The sequence below is a fragment of the Helicobacter pylori oki112 genome (assembly GCF_000600085.1).
Classification (GTDB): Bacteria; Campylobacterota; Campylobacteria; order Campylobacterales; family Helicobacteraceae; genus Helicobacter; species Helicobacter pylori_CY.
This window is the reverse complement of record NZ_CP006821.1, coordinates 734,291-759,046: the sequence shown is the minus strand read 5'-3', so window position 1 is coordinate 759,046 and position 24,756 is coordinate 734,291. Positions and strand designations below refer to the sequence as shown.

The following is a 24,756-nucleotide window of genomic DNA, read 5'->3' as shown; positions in this document are numbered from 1 at the left end:
ATGCACCTTATTTTTTAACCCATCTCCTTATGGCGCGCAACAAAGGTAAGGATTTTTGATAAATTTTGCGATAGATTTTAAAAGTGGTGTTTTGAGAGAGTTCTAATAAAGGTGAAGCGTTTTGTAAAAGGTGCTCATAATTAACCCTCAAATCATCATAATTAACCCTCAAATCATCATAATTAACCCTCAAATCATCATAATTAACCCTCAAATCATCATAATTAACCCTCAAATCATCATGATCTCTTCTCAACCCATCAACAGACACTAACGGCTCATTCAAATCACGATGAAGAGCAGAATAATGGGCATCATTGCAATGATAAATCGTATCGTTTTCTAAAATCGTTTTAAAAAAATCCAGGATCTTTTCAAAACTCAAATCTTGGTAAAAACCAGCTTTCCCATCAATGGTGTTTAAAGGGTTTTCATAGAGCATGTCTAAATAAGCGTTTTGGTGCGCGTGCAAATATCTGATATAGTCAATCGCTTCATCAAAGTTTTTAAAATCATGCACATTCACAAAACTTTTAGGGTTAAAATCTTTCGCCACGCTGGGACTCCCCCAATAAATAGGAATGGTATGGCTGAAATACGCGTCAAGGATTTTTTCGGTTACATAGCCATAGCCTTGTGAATTTTCAAAACAGAGATTGAATTTGTATTGGCTTAAAAATTCGTTTTTGTTTTTGACCTTATAGCCTAAAGTGTTTTTCACGCTTCCTCCCCCAGCCACTGGCTCTATAGAATTTAAAGCGTCATAGAAAGCGTTCCTAACAGGAGCGTTAGCGTTGCTCGCAACAAAACTGGCAAACCCTCTTTTCAAAGGATCGCTTTCATTATGGATTAGCGCGCATAAATTGGGGTGGTTTTCTTTAAATTTATGGGAGGGTTTTTTTAAAGTATAAAGGCTGTCAGCTTTGAGTTTATAGGGTGAAGTGGTGTCATTAACGATCTCGGCTTTATAATGCAAATAGGCGTAATACAAAGGCATTCTCAAATAACGATCGTTAAAATCTAATTCATCAAAGCCTATGGCGTAATCAAAAAGGTTGAAATTGGGCGCTTCATTTTCGCCGGTGTAAAACACTCGTTTGGTGTTTTGATAGGATAAGATTTTTCTGGCTTGTTCCAAAGGATTGCCAAAGACTAGATCTGAGGGTTCATTGGGGTTGTTGTGTAGAATGATTTTATAGCGTTGTTTTAGGATGAAATAAAGAATGTTCGCTTTAAATTCTTTAATTTCTTCATCTCCCCACCAATTCGCCACAGCGATTTTTAGGGGGGGGGGAGATTTAGAGGCCATTTTTTCAATGGAAGCGCTTTCTATAAAGGCGTCTAGTAAGGGCTGGAACATGATTATCCTTTTAAAGGAGTATTTTACAAAAAAATTTTTTTAAATCAAAGGCTTAATTAGGGCTAAATCAGGCTCATTGATGCAATGCGTGGCGTGCTGTTTTAAAACCTCTTTAGCGTTGAAAGCGATTTTGATATGGGCATGTTTGAACATGCTCAAGTCGTTCGCTCCATCGCCCACGACTAGAGTGCGATCTTTACTGATATTTAGCAAGCGTTGTAGGGCAAGGAGCATTTCGCCTTTAGAGTGTGAAAACATCATATGCCCAGTAACCAAGCCGTTTAGAGCGTTATTTTCCACGATCAGCGTGTTACTGAAAGCCGCGTCTAAATGCAATAAATCCCTGTAATGATTGGTCGCTAAATCAAAGCCCCCACTGAAGCAAACCACCTTGTAATTTTTCTCTTTTAAGGCACTAATAAGCTCAAGCACCCCATCAAATAAAGGCAGACTTTCACAAACTTCTTTGGCTAGTTTTAAGGGCATGTTTTTGAGTTTAGAAACCCTTAAAATAAGACTTTTATGAAAATCTGTTTCGCCATTCATAGCTTGCGAAGTGATCTCTTTCACTTCATCAAACACCCCCCACGCCCTCGCTAAAGACTCAATCGTCTCAGCATTGACTAGCGTGGAGTCAAAATCAAAAACGGCTAGTTTTTGCACCCAATACCCTAAAATTAAGATTTCCTGCTTTTAGCGATCCCTTTGACATACTGATCAGCCAAATACAAGCCATGGTTTTCATTACCAATCAACTCAATTTTATCCAAAATATCCTTGAAAAGCACTTCTTCTTCATGCTGTTCAGCCACATACCATTGCAAGAAATTGAAAGTCGCATGATCTTTGCTTTTTATGGCGTGATCGACGATATTATTAATAGACTCGCTGATGTGTTGCTCATGTTCATAGGCTTTTTGGAAAATTTGAGTCAAACTTTCAAACTTATGCTCAGGCGCACTGATACTAGTCAATTGCACAGGCACATTGTTTTCATTCAAGAAAATGATAAGCTTTTTGGCATGCTCGTATTCTTCAGCCGCATGATCAAACAAGAAAAGCCCCGCGCCATCTAAGCTATGGGTATAGCACCAAGAACTCATGCTCATATACAAGTTGGAAGAGTTCATTTCCTTATTCACTTGTTCGTTTAGCAACTTAATGATGTCTTTTGATAACATAGTATCTCCTTTGTGTTGGTTTAAGTTGTCCCATAATTATAGCATAAATGATAATGAAAAAGTAAACAAGAGTATGAAAATTTTTAAAAACTTATAAAAATGAGAAAGAACGCCAGCTAATGGCTTGATAAGGCTTAGATTTTATCATAAAATTGCTTTTAATGAGAATTAGGTCAAAAAAAGGGACTGGTATCAATAGGGGGGGATTAAAAGGGATATTTTTATATTATATAAAAAGCATTCTTAAATCTAAAAATGCTACAATGTTCATCTTTAAAACGAAAGGGCAATTTAACCATGGACTTTTTAGAAAAAGTATTAGACAATCAAATTACTGAAAGTAAAGAATTAGTCAGGCTTTATGATTATGATTTATACACGCTGGGGGAAGTAGCGGATCGCATGCGCCAAAACATGCATCAAAAAATCGTGTATTTTAATGTCAATAGGCATTTAAACCCCAGCAATATTTGCGCGGACGCTTGCAAATTTTGCGCTTTTTCAGCCCACAGAAAAAACCCTAACCCTTATGAAATGAGCTTAGAAGAAATCCTAGAAAAGGTTAAAAATTCCTACAATAAGGGGATTAAAGAAGTCCATATCGTGAGCGCTCATAACCCTAATTACTCTTATGAATGGTATTTAAAGGTGTTTGAAACCATCAAGCAAGAAATGCCTAATTTGCATTTAAAGGCCATGACCGCTGCAGAAGTGCATTTTTTAAGCGCCAAATTCAACAAACCTTTTGAATTGGTGCTAGAAGACATGCTCAAAGCCGGGGTGGATTCCATGCCGGGTGGGGGGGCAGAGATTTTTGATGAAGAAATTAGGCGTAAAATCTGTAGTGGTAAGGTGGGATCTTCTCGGTGGTTAGAAATCCATGCTTACTGGCACAAATTAGGCAAAATGAGTAACGCTACCATGCTTTTTGGGCATATTGAAAATAAAATCCATCGCATCGATCACATGCTGAGAATCAAAAAAATCCAAAGCCCTAAAAATCAAGTAGAAAATAAAGAGGGGGGCTTTAACGCATTTATTCCTTTGCTGTATCAAAAAGAAAACAATTATTTGAAAGTGGAAAAATCCCCTAGCGCGATAGAAATCTTAAAAACCATCGCCATATCTCGCATTCTTTTAAACAATATCCCCCACATTAAAGCTTATTGGGCGACTTTGGGCTTGAATTTGGCTTTAGTGGCTCAAGAATTTGGTGCTAACGATTTAGACGGCACGATAGAGATAGAGAGCATTCAAAGCGCAGCAGGCGCGAAGAGCCGGCATGGTTTAGAAAAAGAAGATTTGGTATTTAAAATCAAGGACGCTGGTTTTGTTGCGGTAGAAAGGGATAGTTTGTATAATTTTATACAGAAATTTTAATAATTTTTAGCGTTTTTAAGAATGATTAGTTATAATAACACTACTAACAACACTCAAGCTAAAATCTATTAAGGAAATCAGTATTAAAAAATTTATTCTATCTTCTCTTGTTTTCGCATATATGAATACCAGCGTTGAAGCTTTAGAAAATGACGGCTCTAAACCAAACGATTTGACTCCACCAAAAGAAGCCAAATCTCAAAGAAATGAAGCTCAAAACGAAACTTCTCAATCCAATCAAACGCCTAAAGAAATGAAAGTCAAATCCATTTCTTATGTCGGGCTTTCTTACATGTCTGACATGCTCGCTAATGAAATTGTAAAAATTCGTGTGGGCGATATTGTGGATTCTAAAAAAATAGACACCGCTGTTTTGGCTTTGTTCAATCAAGGGTATTTTAAAGACGTTTATGCCACTTTTGAAGGTGGCATATTAGAGTTTCACTTTGATGAAAAAGCCAGGATTGCCGGGGTAGAAATCAAGGGCTATGGGACTGAAAAGGAAAAAGACGGCTTAAAATCCCAAATGGGAATCAAAAAGGGCGACACCTTTGATGAGCAAAAATTAGAGCATGCTAAAACGGCTTTAAAAACGGCTTTAGAGGGGCAGGGCTATTATGGGAGCGTGGTGGAGGTGCGCACAGAAAAGGTCAGCGAGGGTGCGTTATTGATTGTGTTTGATGTGAATAGGGGGGATAGCATTTATATCAAACAATCCATTTATGAGGGGAGCGCGAAATTAAAACGCCACATGATTGAATCTTTGAGCGCGAACAAGCAAAGAGATTTCATGGGCTGGATGTGGGGCTTGAATGATGGGAAATTGCGTTTAGATCAATTAGAATACGATTCTATGCGTATCCAAGATGTGTATATGCGTAGGGGTTATTTGGACGCTCATATTTCTTCGCCTTTTTTGAAAACGGATTTTTCTACCCATGACGCTAAGCTTCATTATAAAGTCAAAGAGGGGATCCAATACAGGATTTCAGACATTTTAATAGAGATTGACAATCCGGTAGTCCCCTTAAAAACCTTAGAAAAAGCCCTTAAAGTTAAAAGGAAAGATGTCTTTAATATTGAGCATTTGAGAGCGGATGCGCAAATTTTAAAAACCGAAATCGCTGATAAGGGTTATGCGTTTGCGGTGGTGAAGCCAGACTTGGATAAAGATGAAAAAAACGGGCTTGTGAAAGTCATTTATCGTATTGAAGTGGGCGATATGGTGTATATCAATGATGTCATCATTTCAGGGAACCAACGCACGAGCGATAGGATCATTAGGAGGGAATTGTTACTAGGGCCTAAGGATAAATACAACTTGACCAAACTGAGAAATTCTGAAAATTCTTTAAGGCGTTTAGGGTTTTTCTCTAAAGTCAAAATTGAAGAAAAAAGGGTGAATAGCTCGCTTATGGATTTATTAGTGAGCGTAGAAGAGGGGCGTACTGGGCAGTTGCAATTTGGGTTAGGCTATGGCTCTTATGGAGGGCTTATGCTTAATGGGAGCGTGAGCGAAAGAAACCTTTTTGGCACAGGCCAAAGCATGAGCTTGTATGCCAACATCGCTACAGGGGGGGGTAGATCTTATCCGGGCATGCCAAAAGGAGCGGGGCGTATGTTTGCGGGGAATTTGAGCTTGACTAATCCAAGGATTTTTGACAGCTGGTATAGCTCTACGATCAATCTTTATGCGGATTATAGGATAAGCTATCAATATATTCAACAAGGCGGGGGCTTTGGGGTGAATATTGGGCGCATGCTGGGTAACAGAACCCATGTGAGCTTAGGGTATAACTTGAATGTTACCAAGCTCCTTGGTTTCAGCAGCCCTTTATACAACCGCTACTATTCCTCTGTTAATGAAGTGGTTTCTCCAAGACAATGTTCTACCCCCGCATCGGTGATTATCAACCGCTTATCAGGCGGTAAAACCCCCTTACAGCCTGAAAGCTGTTCTAGTCCTGGAGCGATTACCACTTCACCAGAAATAAAAGGTATTTGGGATAGGGATTACCATACGCCTATCACCAGCTCTTTCACTCTTGATGTGAGTTATGACAACACCGATGATTATTATTTCCCTAGAAATGGGGTTATCTTTAATTCCTATGCGACAATGTCTGGTTTGCCAAGCTCTGGCACGCTCAATTCGTGGAACGGGTTAGGCGGGAATGTCCGTAACACTAAAGTTTATGGTAAATTCGCCGCTTACCACCATTTGCAAAAATATTTATTGATAGATTTGATCGCTCGCTTTAAAACGCAAGGGGGTTATATCTTTAGGTATAACACCGATGATTACTTGCCCTTAAACTCCACCTTCTACATGGGGGGCGTAACCACGGTGAGAGGCTTTAGGAACGGATCGGTTACGCCTAAAGATGAGTTTGGCTTGTGGCTTGGAGGCGATGGGATTTTCACCGCTTCTACTGAATTGAGCTATGGGGTGTTGAAAGCGGCTAAAATGCGCTTAGCGTGGTTTTTTGACTTTGGTTTCCTAACCTTTAAAACCCCAACTAGGGGGAGTTTCTTCTATAACGCTCCCTTCACGACAGCGAATTTTAAAGATTATGGCGTTATAGGGGCTGGGTTTGAAAGAGCGACTTGGAGGGCTTCTACAGGCTTGCAGATTGAATGGATTTCGCCCATGGGGCCTTTGGTGCTCATATTCCCTATAGCGTTTTTCAACCAATGGGGCGATGGCAATGGCAAGAAATGTAAAGGGCTATGCTTTAACCCTAACATGGACGATTACACGCAACACTTTGAATTTTCTATGGGAACAAGGTTTTAAAATGCGCATTAACAGAGAAGAAATTTTGGATTTAATGAAAAACGCGCCCTTGAAAGAATTAGGGCAAAAGGCTTTAGAAATCAAGCAACGCTTGCACCCTGAAAACTTGACGACTTTTATTGTGGATAGGAATATCAATTATACCAATATTTGTTTTGTGGATTGCAAGTTTTGCGCGTTCAAACGCACCTTAAAAGAAAAAGACGCCTATGTGTTGAGCTATGAAGAAATTGATCAAAAGATTGAAGAATTGCTCGCCATTGGCGGCACGCAGATCCTTTTTCAAGGGGGGGTGCACCCGCAGCTCAAAATAGACTATTATGAAAATTTAGTCAGCCATATCGCTCAAAAATTCCCCACCATTACCATTCATGGTTTTAGCGCGGTTGAAATTGATTACATTTCTAAAATCTCTAAATTGTCTTTAAAAGAAGTTTTAGAAAGGTTGAAAAACGCCGGGTTAAGCTCCATTCCAGGAGCGGGAGCAGAAATACTAAGCGATAGGGTGCGCGATGTCATTGCTCCTAAAAAATTGAGCAGTGATCGGTGGATTGAAGTGCATAGAATGGCCCATCTTTGCGGGATTAAAAGCACGGCTACCATGATGTTTGGGAGCGTGGATAATGAAGAAGATGTAATAGAGCATTTACAAAGGGTGCGCGATTTGCAAGATGAAACCGGCGGCTTTAGGGCTTTTATTTTATGGAGTTTTCAGCCCAACAACACCCCCTTAAAAGAAGAAATCCCAAGCATCAAAAAAGCGAGTTCCAATCGGTATTTACGCTATTTGGCATGCAGTAGGATTTTTTTGGATAACATTCAAAACATACAAAGCTCATGGGTTACTCAAGGCTCTATGATAGGGCAGTTAGCCTTATTGTTTGGAGCGAATGATTTAGGGAGTGTGATGATGGAAGAAAATGTAGTGAAAGCAGCCGGAACGAGTTTTTGCATGAATGAAGCGGGAATGATAGAGCTTATTGAAGACATTGGGAGCGTGGCGGCTAAACGAAACACCGCCTATGAAATCTTAAAGCGTTATCCGGCAAAAGCAAAGGTATAAACAGCATGAAAAAAATTTTAATCATTTTATTATTAGGAGTTTTTATGGGGTTACAAGCGAGCGCTTTGACACACCAAGAAATCAATCAAGCTAAAGTCCCTGTGATTTATGAAGAAAACCATTTGTTGCCCATGGGGTTTATCCATTTAGCTTTTAGAGGGGGTGGGAGTTTAAGCGATAAAGATCAGTTAGGCTTAGCGAAATTGTTCGCGCAAGTTTTAAACGAAGGCACTAAAGAGCTTGGTGCAGTAGGATTTGCGCAACTTTTAGAGCAAAAAGCGATCAGTTTGAATGTGGATACCAGCGCAGAAGATTTGCAAATCACTTTAGAATTTTTAAAAGAATACGAGGATGAAGCCATAATGCGTTTAAAAGAGCTTTTAAAATCCCCTAATTTCACGCAAAACGCTTTAGAAAAAGTCAAAACCCAAATGTTGGCCGCGCTTTTACAAAAAGAAAGCGATTTTGATTATTTGGCTAAACTGACTTTAAAACAAGAACTTTTTGCTAACACCCCTTTAGCTAATGCAGCTTTAGGCACTAAAGAGAGTCTCCAAAAAATCAATCTAGAGGATTTGAAACAGCAATTTGCTAAGGTCTTTGAACTCAATAAACTCGTGGTGGTGCTTGGGGGCGATTTGAAAATCGATCAAACCCTTAAGCGTTTGAATAACGCTCTTAATTTCTTGCCGCAAGGTAAAGCGTATGAAGAGCCTTATTTTGAAGCGAGCGATAAAAAAAGCGAAAAAGTCCTCTATAAAGACACTGAGCAGGCTTTCGTGTATTTTGGTGCGCCCTTTAAAATCAAGGATTTAAAACAGGATTTAGCGAAATCTAAAGTCATGATGTTTGTGCTTGGTGGGGGGTTTGGCTCTCGTTTGATGGAAAAAATCAGGGTTCAAGAGGGCTTGGCTTATAGCGTGTATATCCGCTCTAATTTTTCTAAAGTGGCGCATTTTGCGAGCGGGTATTTGCAAACCAAGCTCAGCACTCAAGCTAAAAGCGTTGCCTTAGTTAAAAAAATAGTCAAAGAATTTATAGAAAAAGGCATGACACAACAAGAATTAGACGACGCTAAAAAGTTTTTACTAGGCTCTGAGCCTTTAAGGAATGAAACGATCTCTAGCCGCTTGAACACCACTTACAATTATTTTTATTTAGGTTTGCCTTTAAATTTCAACCAAACGCTACTCAATCAAATCCAAAAAATGAGTTTGAAAGAAATTAATGATTTCATTAAAGCCCACACCGAAATCAATGATTTGACTTTTGCCATCGTGAGCAATAAAAAGAGTAAGGACAAATAATGCCATTTGAAGCTGTAATCGGGCTAGAAGTCCATGTCCAACTCAACACCAAAACCAAAATCTTTTGCTCTTGTTCTACAAGCTTTGGAGAAACCCCCAATTCTAACACCTGCCCTGTGTGTTTGGGCTTACCGGGAGCTTTGCCGGTATTGAATAAAGAAGTGGTCAAAAAAGCCATCCAATTAGGCACAGCCATTGAAGCTCATATCAACCAGTATTCCATTTTTGCGAGAAAAAATTATTTTTACCCTGATTTGCCTAAGGCTTATCAAATTTCGCAGTTTGAAGTCCCCATTGTGAGCGATGGGAAATTAGAGATTGACACCAAAGAGGGCGTAAAAATCGTGCGTATTGAAAGGGCCCACATGGAAGAAGACGCCGGTAAAAATATCCATGAGGGCAGCTATTCTTTGGTGGATTTGAACCGCGCTTGCACCCCTTTATTAGAAATTGTCAGCAAGCCGGACATGAAAAATAGTGAAGAAGCCATAGCGTATTTGAAAAAGCTCCATGCTATCGTGCGTTTTATAGGGATTTCTGATGCGAACATGCAAGAGGGGAATTTCAGGTGCGATGCGAATGTGTCCATCAGGCCCAAAGGCGATGAAAAGCTTTACACGAGGGTGGAGATTAAAAACCTAAACAGCTTTAGATTCATCGCTAAAGCGATTGAATACGAAATAGAGCGCCAAAGCGCAGCGTGGGAGAACGGGCGCTATAATGAAGAGGTGGTTCAAGAAACGCGCCTTTTTGACACCGCCAAAGGGATCACCCTTTCTATGCGCAATAAAGAAGAATCAGCGGATTACCGCTATTTTAAAGATCCGGATTTGTATCCTGTTTTTATTGATGAAAAACTTTTAAAAGAAGCTCAAAAGATCAATGAATTGCCTAGCGCGAAAAAAATCCGCTACATGAAAGATTTTAACCTTAAAGAAGACGATGCGAATTTATTGGTGAGCGATCCTTTATTGGCGGAGTATTTTGAAAGCATGCTCCATCTTGGGGTTAAGGCTAAAACGAGCGTGACATGGCTTTGCGTGGAATTATTAGGGCGTTTGAAAGCCGAAACCACTTTAGAAAATTGCGGAGTTAGCGCTCACATGTTAGGCGCTTTAGCCAAACGCATTGATGAGGGCAAGATTTCAGGCAAGAGCGCTAAAGATGTGTTAGACAGGCTTTTAGAAGAGCATGGGGGCGATGTGGATGCACTCATTGAGCAAATGGGCTTGTCTCAAGTCAATGACACGGAAGCGATTATTAAAGTCATAGAAGAAGTGCTTAAAAACAACGCTGATAAGGTGCTTGAATACAAAAGCGGTAAGGACAAGCTTTTTGGGTTTTTTGTAGGCCAAGCGATGAAAAATTTAAAAGGCGCTAATCCTAGCGTGGTGAATGCTATTTTGAAAGAGAAATTGGGTTGATGAGGAAAATTTTTTCTTATGTTTTGAGGGCTTTGTTGTTTATTGGGATCGTTTATGCAGAGCCGGAATCTAAAATGGAAGCCTTAGAAGGGAGGAAGCAAGAGTCTTCTTTGGATAAAAAAATCCGCCAAGAATTGAAGAATAAGGATTTGAAAAATAAAAAAGAAGAAAAGAAAAACACCGAAGAAAAGAAAGAAGTAAAAGCCAAAAGAAAGCCCAGAGCAGAAGTCCATCATGGGGATGCCAAAAATCCCACTCAAAAAATAACGCCTCCTAAAATCAAAGAGGGCGCTAAAGGGGTTCAAAATCAAGGCACGCAAAATCAAGGCGTTCAAAATAACGCGCCAAAACTTGAAGAAAAAGAGACAACCTCTCAAATTCTTGAAAAAAATAAGGGAACAAGCCCTAGCTCTCAATTCAATTCCATTTTTGGTAATCCTAATAACGCTACCAACAACACCCTTGAAGATAAGGTCGTAGGGGGCATTTCATTGCTTGTTAATGGCTCGCCTATCACGCTGTATCAAATCCAAGAAGAGCAAAAAAAATCTAAAGTGAGCAAAGCTCAAGCCAGGGATCGTTTGATCGCTGAGCGCATTAAAAACCAAGAAATTGAGCGCTTAAAAATCCATGTAGATGACGACAAATTAGACCAAGAAATGGCGATGATGGCGCAACAACAAGGCATGGATTTAGACCATTTCAAACAAATGCTTATGGCTGAGGGGCATTATAAACTCTATAGAGATCAGCTTAAGGAGCATTTAGAAATGCAAGAATTGTTGCGTAATATCTTACTCACGAATGTGGATACCAGCTCTGAAACCAAAATGCGCGAATATTACAACAAACACAAGGAGCAATTCAGTATCCCCACTGAAATAGAAACCGTGCGCTACACTTCCACCAATCAAGAAGATTTAGAAAGGGCTATGGCAGACCCTAATTTGGAAATTCCAGGGGTGAGTAAGGCTAATGAAAAAATAGAGATGAAAACCCTAAACCCTCAAATCGCTCAAGTCTTTATTTCGCATGAGCAAGGCTCTTTCACGCCCGTTATGAATGGGGGTGGGGGGCAGTTCATCACTTTTTATATCAAAGAAAAAAAGGGTAAAAACGAAGTGAGTTTCAGCCAGGCCAAGCAATTCATCGCTCAAAAATTAGTGGAAGAATCTAAAGATAAGATTTTAGAAGAGCATTTTGAAAAATTGCGCGTTAAGTCTAGGATTGTGATGATTAGAGAGTGATTTTTAGATTGTGCAACACTTCAATTTCCTCTATAAAGATTCTTTATTTTCTATCGCTTTATTCACTTTCATTATCGCTCTTGTCATTTTATTAGAACAGGCCAGGGTGTATTTCACCCGAAAGAGAAACAAAAAATTTTTGCAAAAATTCGCCCAAAATCAAAACGCTTATGCAGGCAGTGAGAATTTAGATGAGCTTTTAAAGCATGCCAAAATTTCTAGTTTGATGTTTTTAGCCAGGGCGTATTCTAAAATCGCTGACATAGAAATGAGTATTGAAATCTTAAAAGGGCTTTTGAATCGCTCCCTAAAAGATGAAGAAAAAATCGCTGTTTTAGATTTATTAGCTGAAAATTATTTTAGTGTGGGGTATTTGCAAAAAACAAAAGACACCGTGAAAGAAATTTTGCGCTTTTCCCCAAGGAATGTGGAAGCGTTGTTAAAACTTTTGCATGCATATGAATTAGAAAAAGACTATTCAAAGGCTTTAGAGACTTTGGAATGTTTGGAAGAATTAGAAGTGCCTGAAATTGAAACGATTAAAAATTACCTTTATCTCATGCATTTAATAGAGAATAAGGAAGATGCGGCTAAAATCTTGCATGTTTCAAAAGCGTCGTTAGATTTGAAAAAAATCGCTTTAAATCACTTAAAATCTTATGATGAAAATCTTTTTTGGCAAGAGATTGATACAACCGAACGGCTAGAAAATGTGATCGATCTTTTATGGGATATGAATATCCCTGCTTTTATTTTAGAAAAACACGCCCTTTTGCAAGACATTGCGCGATCTCAAGGGTTGCTTTTGGATAACAAACCTTGCCAAATTTTTGAATTAGAGGTTTTACGCGCTCTATTGAATAGCCCTATGAAAGCGAGTCTGACTTTTGAATACCGCTGCAAGCATTGCAAACAAATCTTTCCTTTTGAAAGCCATAGGTGTCCTGTGTGTTATCAGTTAGCGTTTATGGATATGGTGCTTAAAATCTCTAAAGAAAGCTATGGGAGTGGATTGAATGCAAGAAATTGAAATTTTTTGCGATGGCTCTTCTTTAGGTAATCCCGGGCCAGGTGGGTATGCGGCGATTTTACGCTATAAAGATAAAGAAAAAATCATCAGTGGAGGCGAATCATTCACCACGAATAACCGCATGGAATTAAGAGCGCTCAATGAAGCGTTAAAAATTTTGAAACGCCCATGCCATATCACGCTTTATAGCGATTCTCAATACGTGTGCCAAGCGATCAATGTGTGGCTAGCTAACTGGCAAAAAAAGAATTTTGCTAAAGTTAAAAATGTGGATTTATGGAAAGAATTTGTAAAAGTCTCTAAAGGGCATTTGATTGTGGCTGTTTGGATCAAGGGGCATAATGGGCATGCCGAGAATGAACGATGCGATAGCCTCGCTAAATTAGAGGCGCAAAAACGGGTCAAAACTACCACTTAAAGGGAAAAATGATGAAAAACAAACGCTCTCAAAACAGCCCTTATGTAACGCCTAATAACCCTTACACAACGCTAGAAAAAGCTTTAGGGTATTCTTTTAAAGACAAGCGTTTATTGGAGCAAGCCTTAACGCACAAATCATGCAAGCTCGCTTTAAACAATGAGCGCTTGGAATTTTTAGGCGATGCGGTGTTGGGTTTGGTGATAGGGGAGTTGCTATACCATAAATTCTATCAATATGATGAGGGGAAACTCTCTAAATTAAGGGCTTCTATTGTGAGCACGCATGGTTTTACTAAATTAGCGAAAGCGATTGCTTTGCAAGATTATTTGCGCGTTTCTTCTTCTGAAGAAATTTCTAATGGGAGGGAAAAACCCTCTATTCTGTCAAGCGCTTTTGAGGCTTTAATGGCCGGGGTGTATTTAGAAGCGGGGTTAGCTAAGGTGCGCAAAATCATGCAAAATTTACTCAATCGCGCTTACAAGCGTTTGGATTTGGAGCATTTGTTTATGGACTATAAAACCGCTTTACAGGAATTGACCCAAGCGCAATTTTGCGTGATCCCCACTTACCAATTGCTCCAAGAAAAAGGGCCAGACCATCATAAAGAATTTGAAATGGCTCTATACATTCAAGATAAAATGTATGCGACCGCTAAAGGCAAAAGTAAAAAAGAAGCCGAACAGCAATGCGCTTATTATGCGCTTCAAAAACTTAAGGAAGCCAAATGAACACTTTGGGGCGTTTTTTAAGACTCACGACTTTTGGGGAATCGCATGGGGATATGATAGGGGGGGTATTAGACGGCATGCCTAGTGGGATTAAAATAGACTATGAATTATTAGAAAAGGAAATGAAGCGCCGCCAAGGGGGGAGGAATGTTTTCATTACGCCACGAAAAGAAGACGATAAAGTGGAAATAACAAGCGGGGTTTTTGAAGGTTTTAGCACAGGGACGCCCATAGGGTTTTTAATCCACAACCAAAGGGCTAGGAGCAAGGATTACGATAACATTAAAAACCTTTTTAGGCCTAGCCATGCGGATTTCACTTATTTTCATAAATACGGCATCAGAGATTTTAGAGGTGGGGGGAGGAGTTCAGCCAGAGAGAGCGCTATAAGAGTGGCTGCTGGGGCGTTTGCTAAAATGCTTTTAAGAGAAATCGGTATTGTTTGTGAAAGCGGGATTATTAAAATTGGGGGCATTGAAGCCAAAAATTATGATTTTAATCACGCTTTAAAAAGCGAGATTTTTGCCCTGGATGAAGAACAAGAAGAAGCGCAAAAAACAGCCATTCAAAACGCTATCAAAAACCACGATAGCATTGGAGGCGTGGCTTTGATTAGAGCAAGGAGCGCAAAAACTAATCAAAAGCTCCCCATTGGATTAGGTCAAGGGCTATACGCTAAATTAGACGCTAAAATCGCTGAAGCGATGATGGGGCTTAACGGGGTGAAAGCGGTTGAAATAGGCAAGGGGGTAGAAAGCTCTTTATTAAAAGGCTCAGAGTATAATGATTTAATGGATCAGAAGGGGTTTTTGAGCAATCGTAGCGGAGGGATTTTAGGGGGCATGAGCAATGGGGAAGAAATTATTGTTAAAGTGCATTTCAAACCCACGCCAAGCATTTTCCAACCTCAACAAACCATAGACATTAACAATCATGAATGCGAATGCTTGTTAAAGGGCAGGCATGATCCTTGCATTGCGATTAGAGGGAGTGTGGTGTGCGAGAGTTTGCTTTCATTGGTGTTAGCCGATATGGTATTACTCAATTTGACTTCAAAAATAGAGTATTTAAAAACGATTTATAATGAGAATTAAACGAAATTGGATACAATCAGCTTAAAAAGGATACAAATGGAAAAATTACCTAAAAAACGAGTTTCTAAAACCAAATCGCAAAAACTTATCAATAGCCTAACCACCCAAAAAAACAGAGCCTTCCTCAAAAAAATCAGCGCTAGTGAAATGCTTTTAGAGTTAGAAAAAGGGGCGTTTAAAAAAAATGAAGCTTATTTTATTTCTGATGAAGAAGATAAAAATTATGTTTTAGTGCCAGATAATGTGATCTCTCTTTTAGCAGAAAACGCCAGAAAGGCTTTTGAAGCCAGGCTTAGGGCGGAATTAGAAAGGGATATTATCACCCAAGCACCGATTGATTTTGAAGATGTGCGTGAAGTTTCCTTGCAATTGTTAGAAAATTTACGCCAAAAAGACGGGAATTTGCCTAATATCAACACCTTAAACTTTGTCAAGCAAATCAAAAAAGAACACCCTAATTTATTTTTTAATTTTGACAACATGTTCAAACAACCCCCTTTTAATGAGAATAATTTTGAAAATTTTGACAATAGCGATGAGGAAAATTTTTAATGCAAACTATTGATTTTGAAAAATTTTCACAATACTCCAAGCCCGGCCCACGATACACCAGCTACCCCACAGCGGTGGAGTTTAAAGAAAATTTTAATGAAGAGAGCTTGAAAGCAGCGTTTTTTAACCATGACAACCTCAAAAACCCCATGCCTTTATCGCTTTATACGCATTTGCCCTTTTGCAGGAGCGCGTGTTATTTTTGCGCTTGTTCAGTCATTTACACCAGCTTAGAAGAGAAAAAAACCCGCTATATCAGCTACCTTAAAAAAGAACTCGCCCTTTTAAAAAACGCCATGGATACCAACAGAGAAGTGGCGCAATTCCACTATGGAGGTGGCACGCCGACCTTTTTTTCGCCCCATCAATTAGATGAGATCACGCAAAGCATTCAAGAAGTTTTCCCCAATTTCAGCCAAGATATTGAAATGAGTTGCGAGATTGATCCTAGGCATTTCACTAAAGAACACATGCAAACCTTGTTTGATAGGGGGTTTAACCGCTTGAGTTTTGGGGTGCAAGATTTTGATTTGGAAGTCCAAAAAGCCATTCATAGGATCCAACCTTTTGAAATGGTTCAAGAATCCGTGAAGCTCGCTAGAGATTACGGCATCAAATCTATTAATTTTGATTTGATTTATGGCTTACCCAACCAGACTAAAGAGGGTTTTTTAAAAACTTTGGAATGGGTTTTGAAATTAGATCCGGATCGATTAGCGGTGTTTAATTATGCGCATGTGCCTTGGGTGAAAAAAACGATGCGTAAAATTGATGAAACCCTATTGCCAAGCCCTAGAGACAAACTAGAGATTTTAGAAGCTCTTATCAGTTTTTTAGAAAAAGCCAATTACCAAATGATAGGCATGGATCATTTCGCTAAAAGCGATAATGAATTGTATCTGGCCCTTCAAAAAGCGCAATTGCGTCGTAATTTTCAAGGCTATACCACGAAAAAATTCACTCAAACCATTGGCATTGGCGTTACGAGCATTGGCGAAGGGAGCGATTATTACACGCAAAATTATAAAGACTTGCACCAGTATGAAAAAGCCCTTGATTTGGGGCATTTACCGGTAGAAAGGGGTGTAGTGCTCAGTCAAGAAGATGTTTTAAGAAAAGAAGTGATCATGCAGATGATGAGTAATTTAAAATTGGATTACTCTAAGATTGAAGAAAAATTTTCTATTGATTTTAAAGCACATTTTAAAAAAGAATTAGAAAAATTAAAGCCTTATGAAGAAGCGGGCTTGCTTTCTTTTAACCCTAAAGGCTTTGAGATGACTAGAACAGGGGGCATGCTCGTAAGAAACATGGCGATGGAGTTTGACGCGTATTTGCGTGGGGGCGAAAAACATTTCAGTAAAACACTATGAATGAAAATATTTTTGAAGAAGTAGGGGACGCTTGCGTTAAATGCGCTAAATGCGTGCCAGGTTGCACCATATACCGCATTCATAAAGACGAGGCGACTTCGCCTAGAGGCTTTTTAGATTTGATGTGCCTAAACGCTCAAAACAAGCTCCAATTAGACACGAATTTAAAACACCTTTTAGAAACTTGCTTTTTATGCACCGCTTGCGTGGAGATTTGCCCCTTTCATTTGCCCATAGACACTTTAATAGAAAAAGCCAGAGAAAAAATCGCTCAAAAGCATGGCATCGCTTGGTATAAAAAATCCTATTTTTCCCTTTTAAAAAACCGCAAAAAAATGGATAGAGTGTTTTCGGTGGCGCATTTTTTAGCCCCTTGTATCTTCAAGCAAGTAGGGGATAGCTTAGAGCCTAGAGTGGCGTTTAAAGGCTTATTCAAACGCTTTAAAAAAAGCACGCTGCCTCCCTTAAATCAAAAAAGTTTTTTACAAAAGCATGCAGAGGTTAAGCCTTTAGAAAACCCCATTCAAAAAGTGGCCATTTTTATAGGATGCTTGAGCAATTACCATTACCAGCAAGTGGGGGAAAGCTTGTTGTATATTTTAGAAAAACTCAACATTCAAGCGATCATCCCTAAGCAAGAATGCTGCTCAGCGCCGGCGTATTTTACCGGCGATAAAGACACCACGCTTTTTTTAGTGAAAAAAAACATAGAATGGTTTGAAAGCTATTTAGATGAAGTGGATGCGATCATTGTGCCTGAAGCCACATGTGCTAGCATGCTCATCAACGATTATTACAAGGTGTTTTTAGGCGAAAAAGATAGGGATTTGTATGTGAAGCGCTTGGAAAAAATCACGCCTAAAATCTATCTGGCGAGCGTGTTTTTAGAGAAACACACCCCTTTAAAACATCTTTTAGAAAAAATCCCTAAGGGAAAAAAAGAGACTATCACCTATCATAACCCTTGCCATGCCAAAAAAAACCCTAAACACTCATAAGGAAGTGCGTAACTTGCTCAATTTGCATTATGAAATTAAAGAAATGCCGGATAATTGTTGCGGTTTTGGGGGGATTACGATGCAAACACAAAAGGCGGGATTTTCTTTAAAAGTAGGGCTTCTTAGGGCTAAAGAAATCATAGACACCAAAGCTGAAATTGTAAGCGCAGAATGTGGGGCATGCCACATGCAATTAAACAACGCTTTAAAGTCTTTAGATAACCCTAACACCCCGCCATTTTCGCACCCTTTAGAACTCATCGCTAAAGCTTTAAAAAGCGCTGAATAAAAAGCCTTTTTAACCCCACTTTCTAACATCTTTTTATATAATACAGAACTTTAACGCCACTATAAGGAATGAAAAATGCAAGAAATCAGCACCTTTACACTCATCAAAGAAAAATTGCAAGCCATACCCGACAAACGCCTTAAAGGGAGCTGGTTTGAAAAAGTTTCTAGGCGTTTTTTAATAGAGCATGACAGCGCTGATGAATACGAGTCTATTGATCTTTGGAGCGATTGGGAATTAAGGGGGAATGAGGGCGATCATGGGATTGATATAGTGATCACAACGGCTTCAAAAGAATACATCGCCGTGCAATGCAAATTCCATCAAAATAGCATCTCATATCCCGACATTGCGACTTTTTTAGCTAAATTACAAGCTGGGGTAGGGGAGGTTAGGTTTAAAAAAGGGATCATCATCTCCACTTCTAATTTAACCCATGCCGCCCTTGAAGAAATTGAACAAATCAGAAAAAGCAAAGGGATTGATATTGTTGAAATCAGTGAAGAGGATTTTATCTATTCTCAGATTGATTGGGAAAAGTTCGATCCCACGAAAACTCAAGGCGAAATCCCCTTATGCGATAAGAAAAAGCCGCGCACCCACCAAACAGAAGCCATAAACGCCACCAAAGAGTATTTTTCTGACCCTAAAAACGCTAGAGGCAAGCTCATTATGGCATGCGGGACAGGCAAAACCTACACTTCTTTAAAAATCATGGAAGCTTTAGATCCCAAAATCACGCTTTTTCTAGCGCCAAGCATCGCCTTGCTTTCTCAAACTTTTAGAGAATACGCGCAAGAAAAAAGCGAGCCTTTTTACGCTTCTATCGTGTGCAGCGATGATAAAGTCGGGCAAAGTAAAGACGAAGACAATGATGATATTAAATTTTCTGAGCTCCCTTTAAAGCCCTCCACTCGCCTTGAAGACATTTTAAGCGTTCACAAAAAAGCGCAAAAAGAAAACAAGCGCTTCATTATTTTTTCAACCTATCAAAGCGCGTTGCGTATTAAAGAAGCGTAAGAAGCGGGTTTGGGTGAAATCGATTTAATGATTTGCGATGAAGCCCACAGAACGGTAGGGGCTATGTATTCTAGTAATGAAAGGGACGATAAAAACGCTTTCACGCTGTGCCATAGCGATAAAAATATCAAAGCGAAAAAACGCCTGTATATGACCGCCACGCCTAAAGTGTATAGCGAAAGTTCTAAAGCTAAAGCCAAAGAAAGCGATAATGTTATCTATTCTATGGACGATGAAGAGGTTTTTGGTGAAGAAATCTATACGCTCAATTTTTCAAAAGCGATCGCTTTGGATCTCTTAACCGATTATAAAGTCATCATTTTAGCGGTGCGAAAAGAAAATTTAAGCGGCGTTACTAACAGCGTGAATAAAAAAATCAGCCAGCTCAAAGCCGAAGGCACTAAACTGGATAAAAAGCTCATCAATAACGAATTTGTTTGTAAGATTGTCGGCACTCATAAAGGGTTGGCCAAGCAGGATCTAATCGTTTTAGATGAGAAAAACAAAGAAGATCACAACTTGCAAAACAAAACCGACACCGCTCCCTCTCAAAGAGCCATAAGCTTTTGCAAAAGCATTAACACGAGCAAGAACATTAAAGACTCCTTTGAAACGATTATGGAATGCTATGATGAAGAATTGAAGAAAAAGAGTTTTAAAAACCTAAAAATCAGCATCGATCACATTGATGGCACCATGAATTGTAAGGATAGGCTTGAAAAATTAGAAGAACTCAATGAATTCCAACCCAACACTTGCAAGGTTTTAAGTAATGCCAGGTGTTTGAGCGAAGGGGTGGATGTCCCGGCACTAGATAGCATTGTCTTTTTTGATGGCAAAAGCGCTATGGTGGATATTATCCAAGCGGTGGGTAGGGTGATGCGAAAAGCCAAACGCAAGCAAAGAGGCTATATCATTTTGCCTATCGCTTTAGAAGAGAGTGAAATCCAAAACCTGGATGAAGCCGTCAATAACACCAATTTCAAAAACATTTGGAAAGTGATAAAAGCCTTAAGAAGCCATGACCCAAGCCTGGTTGATGAAGCCACTTTTAAAGAAAAAATCAAAATCTTTGGAAGCGATGATGAAAAAAAGCAAAACGATGAAAAAACCCTTTTTGACGCTATCTTATTGCAAGATCTAGCGGATGCTGTGTATAATGTCATGCCCACTAAATTAGGGGACAGGAATTATTGGGAAAATTTCACTAAAAAAACGGGCAACATCGCAAGGACCTTGAACAACCGCTTGAAAATGATTTTTGAAAAAAACCCTGAATTTTTCCACGACTTTTTAGATTCCTTAAGGGAAAATATCCATCAAAACATCAAAGAAGATGAAGCCTTGGATATGATCACCTCTCACATCATCACTAAGCCCATTTTTGATGCGATTTTTGGGGACAATATTCAAAACCCTATCGCAAAAGCCTTGGATAAAATGGTAGAAAAACTCTCCACTCTGGGATTAGAGGGGGAAACTAAAGATCTTAAAAACCTCTATGAAAGCGTGAAAACAGAAGCCTTGCACGCCAAAAGCCAAAAAAGCCAACAAGAACTCATTAAAAACCTCTACAACACTTTCTTTAAAGTAGCCTTTAGAAAGCAAAGCGAAAAACTAGGGATCGTTTATACGCCCATAGAGGTGGTGGATTTCATTTTAAGAGCCACTAACGGCATTTTGAAAAAGCATTTCAACACGGATTTTAACGATAAAAACATCACGATTTTTGACCCATTCACTGGCACCGGGAGTTTTATCGCTCGTTTACTTTCTAAAGACAATAATCTCATTAGCGATGAAGCCTTAAAAGAGAAGTTTCAAAAAAATTTGTTCGCTTTTGACATCGTGCTTTTATCTTATTACATCGCTTTAATCAATATCACCCAAGCCGCGCAAAATAGGGACAGCTCGTTAAAAAATTTCAAAAACATCGCACTCACGGACAGCCTGGATTTTTATGAAGAAAAAAATGATAAGGGGGTGTTCGATTTCTTTAAGGATTTGGAAGAAAACAAAGAAATCAAAGACACTCTAGCCGACCAAAATATTAGAGTCATCATAGGCAACCCGCCTTATTCAGCCGGCGCAAAATCTCAAAACGATAATAACCAAAACCTTTCACACCCAAAGCTTGAAAAAAGGGTTTATGAAAAATACGGCAAAAATTCCACATCTATAAATGTGGGGGCAACCACACGAGACACGCTCATTCAAAGCATCTACATGGCAAGCGAACTTCTTAAAGATAGGGGGGTGCTAGGCTTTGTGGTGAACGGGGGTTTTATTGACTCTAAAAGCGTGGACGGGTTCAGAAAAAGCGTGGCACAAGAATTTGCGCATCTTTATGTGTTGAATTTAAGGGGGAATACCAGAACTTCGGGGGAAACTTGTAAAAAAGAGGGAGGGAAAATCTTTGATAGCGGATCCAGGGCGACGATAGCGATCGTCTTTTTTGTGAAAGATAAGAGTGTTCCCAATAATACGATTTTTTACTATGAAGTGGAAGACTATTTGAAAAGAGAAGCCAAACTCAACTTGCTTGCGGGTTTTGAAAATTTGGATTTGGTGCCTTTTAAGGAAATCACCCCCAATGATAAAGGCGATTGGATCAACCAGAGGGACGACGCTTTTGAAAAGCTCATCCCTTTAAAAAGAGACAAAAAACTCCAAAACAACAGCATTTTTGACATCAATTCTCTTGGCGTGATAACTGGGCGTGATCCTTGGGTGTATAACTTTTCTCCAAACATTTTAACCCAATCGGTACAAAACTGCATTGACACTTATAACGCTGATTTGAAGCGCTTCAATGCGCGTTTCAGGGAAGCTTTCAAACAACGCACCAAAGGCGTTAAATCAGCCGAACTTTACAAGCAGCTCAACGACAAAGAAATCACCACCGATAAAACGAAAATCGCTTGGACTGATGGTTTGAAAAACAAACTCATTAAAAATGAAAATCTGCAAGAAAGCAGTGAGAAGCGTGTAAGGTTGTCCTTGTATCGCCCTTTTAACAAACAATGGCTTTATTGGGATAAGGATTGGATAAACAGACAAAGACGATTTTCAAAAATTTTCCCGAATAAAAGCGCTCAGAATGTGGTGATTAATACCGGTGTGGGAAATGGTAAGGATTTTAGTGCTCTTGTAAGCGATTTTATTTCTGATAATAGTTTGATCTCGCCCAATCAAGCTTACCCCTTGTATTATTACGACGATTTGGGGAACCGCTATAACGCTATCAGCGGCTATGCGCTCAACCTCTTTAGGAGGCATTACCAAGATAATGCTATCGTTGAAGAAGAGATTTTTTACTACATTTATGCGATTTTCCACCATAAAGGCTATTTGGAAAAATACAAAAATTCCCTCGCCAAAGAAGCGCCGCGCATTGGTTTGAGCGAAGATTTTAAAGAACTTTCTATTCTTGGCAAAGAATTAGGAGAGTTGCATTTGAACTATGAGAATGGGAAATGCATGAGAGCGTTAAATACACCACACTAATGAACGCCGAAGTGGGAGGCTATTATGATGTGGTTAAAATGACCAAAAAAGGGGATCGCATCCATTATAACCACCATATCGCTATCACTAAAATCCCCAAAAAAGCCTTTGACTATGTAATTAATGGCAAGAGCGCGATTGACTGGGTGATCGAACGCTATCAAAAGACTACCGATAAAGACAGCTTGATTGAAAACAACCCGAACGATTACGCCGGCGGCCAATACGTTTTTGAACTCCTTTGTAGGGTCATCAAACTCTCTGAAAAAAGCGTGGATTTGATAGAAAAAATCAGCATGAAGAGGTTTGAGTGAGCGAAAATAGTATCATAGAAATTAAAGAGCGAGAGATCTTAAAAGAAAAGATTATTGAGCTTCTAAAAAAGAGCAAGGATCAAAATAAGCCTGTCGCTATTGCCATTAATGGGGAGTGGGGGATAGGAAAAACCTATTTATGGAAAAATGGATTAGCTCCACTCATTAGAGAAGAACTTAAAAAAAATCCCATTTACACCTCTGTTTTTGGGAAGAAAGATGAGCAAGCAATCATTGAAGATCTAGTCGCTCAATTTTTAAGCGCTGAAAAACAAAAAACTAATTCAATAAGAAACATCATTAATGGGATACTTTCATTTCTTAGTGTGCATTTTGGAGTAAAAATAAATGTTAATGTTGATTTTTTATTCAAAATGCTTAAAAAAGAGCATATGGAAAATACCATTGTGTGTATTGATGAGTTTGAAAGACTATCTGATAAGATCCCAGTGCAAGATATTTTGGGGTTGATTTCTGAACTCAAGGAACATAAGGGGTGTTGTGTTATTGTGATTTGCAATTACTTTAAGCTCTTTACTGATGAGACACAGAAAATATTTGATGCTTATTGTGAAAAAGTTTTTGACAGAATGTTTAACTTTTCTCCTTGTGCAAAAGAACAAATTGAAGTAATGGGCGGTCATCCAATTAAAACGGATTTTGAAGCTTATCCCTATATGAAAGATACTTTCAATATTGATGATAACACAACCAATCTTAGAACATTTCAAAAATTAAATAATATATATGATGAATTGCAACTAAAAAAGTATCCAGATGATGATGAGTTTAAAAAAATATACCAATACTTACTATATTCAATAGTTTATGCATGTTATTTTGATTTATATGATAAATATTATACTTCATTTAATTCATTTCCCATAAAACTTCCTATAGAATTAAAAGGAAATACAATAGATCTTCTCTCTCCAAACTCTACAATCTTTAAAGAAGTGATGGAGCAACAAGCACCAACAATAAAAAATGGTATAGAGAGTATAAAAACAAACGCTTCTTATAATCCAAAAGAACTCCAAAATTGCCTTAAAAACATGATAAATAAAATCATTCAAGATACAAAATACCACAATGATTTTTTAAAAAAGTGTCAAACAAGCAAAGACTTTGAAGAGGCATCAATTGAGTTTTTTCTTGAAAATAAAGACAATCTCAAAGCTTTCCCTTATATTTTTGGTTTTAGAATTCTTAATTATAACTCTAATTTTTCATTAAGGGCAGTTATGGAAAACCATAGAGATGAATGTTTGGAATTAATAGAAAAATGGCATAAAAGCACATCCCAATACCGCAATGAAAATCAGCAAGATTTGGGGGAATATTTTTGGATCAACGATTACACTTTTAGTTTGCCACTCAGCCACACATTTAAACAACTAAAAATTGATCTCCCAAAAGATTTTCTCTTGTATTCATGCAACCACCCACTTTAATTGATTTTCTCAAATTAAAAAACGCAATTTTCCAACTATCCTAAACGACTTAATATCCCAAAATCCCCCCAAAAACAGAAAAAATCACCGAGCCAAACCGCTAAAACCCCCTAGAAAATTTAAAATTTTAAGTTTTTAGGGGTGTTTTTCTTAAGAATTTAGGTTTTTTATAGATTATTATGTTATTATTATACGAAATGTAGACTTTTAGAAGGAA

General features: G+C 38.6%; 15 protein-coding genes and 3 pseudogenes. 15 read left to right on the top strand and 3 right to left on the bottom strand.

All coding sequences use genetic code 11. From position 1 onward, the window contains the following. Nucleotides 1-7 precede the first annotated feature (7 nt). From HPOKI112_RS03645 to HPOKI112_RS03635, 3 genes are read right to left on the bottom strand one after another with little or no spacing between them, the layout of a single operon-like run. A complete protein-coding gene (locus HPOKI112_RS03645) occupies nt 8-1,360 on the bottom strand; it encodes a glycosyltransferase family 10 domain-containing protein (RefSeq protein WP_025309784.1) in 1,353 nt (450 codons plus the stop codon). 39 nt (nt 1,361-1,399) lie between these two features. Beyond that, nucleotides 1,400-2,023: a phosphoserine phosphatase SerB gene (serB, locus tag HPOKI112_RS03640; protein ID WP_025276881.1), complete on the bottom strand. Its 624-nt coding sequence runs from the start codon at nt 2,021-2,023 to the stop codon at nt 1,400-1,402. A gap of 14 nt (nt 2,024-2,037) precedes the next feature. Further along, nucleotides 2,038-2,541, bottom strand: coding sequence for a ferritin (locus HPOKI112_RS03635; RefSeq protein ID WP_001935600.1), 504 nt, complete (start codon nt 2,539-2,541; stop codon nt 2,038-2,040). A 297-nt stretch (nt 2,542-2,838) separates the two neighbouring features. Here HPOKI112_RS03635 and mqnE point away from each other — a divergent pair, with 297 nt between their 5' ends. The 15 genes and pseudogenes from mqnE (at nt 2,839) to HPOKI112_RS03555 (ending at nt 24,539) form a co-directional block, all read left to right on the top strand. Further along, nucleotides 2,839-3,921 (top strand): aminofutalosine synthase MqnE, encoded by a 1,083-nt coding sequence (gene mqnE / locus HPOKI112_RS03630; RefSeq protein ID WP_025309783.1) that lies wholly within the window; start codon nt 2,839-2,841, stop codon nt 3,919-3,921. Between the two features lie 121 nt (nt 3,922-4,042). After that, nucleotides 4,043-6,718 (top strand): outer membrane protein assembly factor BamA, encoded by a 2,676-nt coding sequence (gene bamA, locus HPOKI112_RS03625; RefSeq protein WP_235180722.1) that lies wholly within the window; start codon nt 4,043-4,045, stop codon nt 6,716-6,718. 1 nt (nt 6,719) lies between these two features. Next, on the top strand, nt 6,720-7,781 hold the full coding sequence (locus tag HPOKI112_RS03620; RefSeq protein ID WP_025276879.1) for a dehypoxanthine futalosine cyclase: 1,062 nt from the start codon (nt 6,720-6,722) through the stop codon (nt 7,779-7,781). A 5-nt stretch (nt 7,782-7,786) separates the two neighbouring features. Continuing rightward, nucleotides 7,787-9,088, top strand: coding sequence for a M16 family metallopeptidase (locus tag HPOKI112_RS03615; RefSeq protein ID WP_025275947.1), 1,302 nt, complete (start codon nt 7,787-7,789; stop codon nt 9,086-9,088). Continuing rightward, entirely contained in the window at nt 9,088-10,512 is a 1,425-nt protein-coding gene (gatB, locus tag HPOKI112_RS03610) for an Asp-tRNA(Asn)/Glu-tRNA(Gln) amidotransferase subunit GatB (RefSeq protein WP_025276878.1), read from the top strand. Before HPOKI112_RS03615 ends, gatB begins: the two co-directional genes overlap by 1 nt. Beyond that, the gene (locus HPOKI112_RS03605; protein ID WP_025276877.1) at nt 10,512-11,759 is read left to right on the top strand and encodes a SurA N-terminal domain-containing protein; all 1,248 of its coding nucleotides are present in this window, start codon (nt 10,512-10,514) and stop codon (nt 11,757-11,759) included. Before gatB ends, HPOKI112_RS03605 begins: the two co-directional genes overlap by 1 nt. A 10-nt stretch (nt 11,760-11,769) precedes the next feature. Next, the gene (locus HPOKI112_RS03600; protein ID WP_025309782.1) at nt 11,770-12,789 is read left to right on the top strand and encodes a tetratricopeptide repeat protein; all 1,020 of its coding nucleotides are present in this window, start codon (nt 11,770-11,772) and stop codon (nt 12,787-12,789) included. After that, nucleotides 12,776-13,262 (top strand): annotated as a pseudogene (gene rnhA / locus HPOKI112_RS03595) (ribonuclease HI). Before HPOKI112_RS03600 ends, rnhA begins: the two are co-directional and overlap by 14 nt. After that, nucleotides 13,219-13,938: a ribonuclease III gene (rnc, locus tag HPOKI112_RS03590; RefSeq protein WP_025309781.1), complete on the top strand. Its 720-nt coding sequence runs from the start codon at nt 13,219-13,221 to the stop codon at nt 13,936-13,938. The pseudogene rnhA and the gene rnc overlap by 44 nt, the downstream one beginning before the upstream one ends. Next, a complete protein-coding gene (gene aroC / locus HPOKI112_RS03585) occupies nt 13,935-15,032 on the top strand; it encodes a chorismate synthase (protein ID WP_015427805.1) in 1,098 nt (365 codons plus the stop codon). Before rnc ends, aroC begins: the two co-directional genes overlap by 4 nt. 36 nt (nt 15,033-15,068) lie before the next feature. Further along, a complete protein-coding gene (locus HPOKI112_RS03580) occupies nt 15,069-15,584 on the top strand; it encodes a DUF2603 domain-containing protein (RefSeq protein WP_000413482.1) in 516 nt (171 codons plus the stop codon). Next, nucleotides 15,584-16,957, top strand: a complete 1,374-nt coding sequence (hemN, locus tag HPOKI112_RS03575; RefSeq protein WP_025276873.1) for an oxygen-independent coproporphyrinogen III oxidase — start codon at nt 15,584-15,586, stop codon at nt 16,955-16,957. Before HPOKI112_RS03580 ends, hemN begins: the two co-directional genes overlap by 1 nt. Further along, a pseudogene (locus HPOKI112_RS03570) lies at nt 16,954-18,244 on the top strand ((Fe-S)-binding protein). The gene hemN and the pseudogene HPOKI112_RS03570 overlap by 4 nt, the downstream one beginning before the upstream one ends. A 75-nt stretch (nt 18,245-18,319) precedes the next feature. Beyond that, nucleotides 18,320-23,085 (top strand): annotated as a pseudogene (locus HPOKI112_RS03560) (type ISP restriction/modification enzyme). Next, on the top strand, nt 23,082-24,539 hold the full coding sequence (locus tag HPOKI112_RS03555) for a P-loop NTPase fold protein (RefSeq protein ID WP_025309780.1): 1,458 nt from the start codon (nt 23,082-23,084) through the stop codon (nt 24,537-24,539). The pseudogene HPOKI112_RS03560 and the gene HPOKI112_RS03555 overlap by 4 nt, the downstream one beginning before the upstream one ends. Nucleotides 24,540-24,756: the final 217 nt, after the last annotated feature.